Source organism: Pseudoroseomonas cervicalis ATCC 49957 (genome assembly GCF_000164635.1).
Lineage (GTDB): Bacteria > Pseudomonadota > Alphaproteobacteria > Acetobacterales > Acetobacteraceae > Pseudoroseomonas > Pseudoroseomonas cervicalis.
Map to the genome: position 1 here is coordinate 1 of NZ_GG770957.1, position 1,650 is coordinate 1,650.

The 1,650-nt window shown below is 75.4% G+C and carries 2 protein-coding genes; both read right to left on the reverse strand.

Annotation, left to right across the window (positions count from 1 at the left end):
* Positions 1 to 910: serine/threonine-protein kinase (locus HMPREF0731_RS20750; RefSeq protein WP_007006196.1), on the reverse strand; the 910-nt coding region annotated here is incomplete at its 3' end.
* 69 nt (positions 911 to 979) lie between these two features.
* Positions 980 to 1,650, reverse strand: a 671-nt coding sequence (locus tag HMPREF0731_RS20755) for a hypothetical protein (RefSeq protein WP_157136271.1), incomplete at its 5' end; no start/stop codon positions are given.

The following is a 1,650-nucleotide window of genomic DNA, read 5'->3' on the forward strand; positions in this document are numbered from 1 at the left end:
CAGCGTCGGCATCCTCCTCCAGCCCCGGCAGCGGCCCGGCGCCGGCGAAGGCAGGCGGCGGCGTCTCGCGCGCCGCCTCGGCGACCGCGTGGGCGAAGTCGGAAGCGCTCTGGAACCGGTCCTGCGGCCGCTTGGCCAGGGCGCGCGCCAGCACCGCGTCGAAGCCGCGCGGCAGGCTGTCGCTGAGCAGGGAGGGCGCCACCGGCTCGGTGTGCAGCACCTTGTGCATCACCGCCTGGAAGCCGCCCGAGAAGGCCTTCTCCCCGGTCAGCAGCTGGTAGAGCACGGTGCCGGCGGCCCAGATATCGGCGCGGTGGTCGGCCGGCTCGCCGCGCAGCTGCTCGGGCGCCATGGAGCTCGGCGTGCCGAGCACGGTGCCAAGCCGGGTGATCGCCGAATCCTCCAGCCGCGAGATGCCGAAATCGGTGATCTTCACGCGCGGCGCCGTGCCGTCCTCGGCATCGTCGAGCATGATGTTGGCCGGCTTGATGTCGCGATGCACCACGCCGCGCGCATGCGAATAGGCCAGCGCCTCCAGCACCTGGATGGCGATGCGCGACGCCTCCGCGACCGGCAGGCGCACGCCGCTGTCGAGCAGCGCCTTCAGCGTGCCGCCGCCGACCCGCTCCATGACGATCCAGGCCTGGCCGTCATTCTCGCCATAGTCGTAGACGGCGACGATGCCGGGATGCGACAGCCGCCCCGCCGCCTGCGCCTCGCGCCGGAAGCGCTGATGCGTCTCCGCCGCCTCGGCCTCGCCGCGCGGCGGCAGCTGCACCAGCTTGATGGCGACGCGGCGCTGGATCAGCCGGTCGAAGGCGTCCAGCACCACGCCGCTGGCGCCGCGCCCCAGCGTGCCGCGCAGCGCGTATTTGGCGGAAAGCTCCGGCGGGATGGCGGGGTCGGACATCGGCTCACCCTGCGTCGGGGCGGGCGCGGCGTCCAGCCCGGGCGCGGCGGCGGCAGGGCATGGGCAGGATCAGACGCCCTTGCCCAGGCCGATCCGCGCCGCCAGCAGGGCGCGGATGGCGGGGCCCTCCGGATGCTCGGCCAGCAGCCGGTGCGGCAGCCAGAAGGCGATGCTGTTGTCGGCCAGCAGGAACACCCAGGCGCCGAGCCGGCGGGCGGGGGCGAGCATCTCCCAGCGCGCGGCGAAGACCTGCCGCGGCGTCACCAGCGCCAAGCCACTCTCGCCGAGGCAGAGCCGGTGTGGGCCCAGCAGGCGCGGCGCGCTGCGGTGCAGGGCGGCGATGGCGCGCGCCTGGCTGCGCAGCATGCGCAGCGTCACCAGCAGGGCGCCGGTGGCCAGCAGCGCGATGGCGGCGATGAAGACGCCCCGCCCGCCCAGCACCAGCCCCTGGCCGGCGCGCGTGGCGGCCCAGAATTCGGCGGTCAGGCCGAGATGCGCGGCGGCGAGCCCGGCCAGGCCGCCGGCCAGGATGAAGAGCAGCCAGCGCAGCCAGCCGCCCCTGGCCTGGCGCATCGGCCCTTCCAGCATCAGCCCCTGCAGCAGCCGGTAGCCGGGCAGGTCGAGGGCGGGGATGTCGACGCAATGCAGTAGCCGGCCGGTCACCATGGCGAGCTCCGGCACCGGCAGGGTGGCGGAGGGGCCGGGCGGGTGCGGCGTCGCCGCCGCGGCGGGAGCGGCGC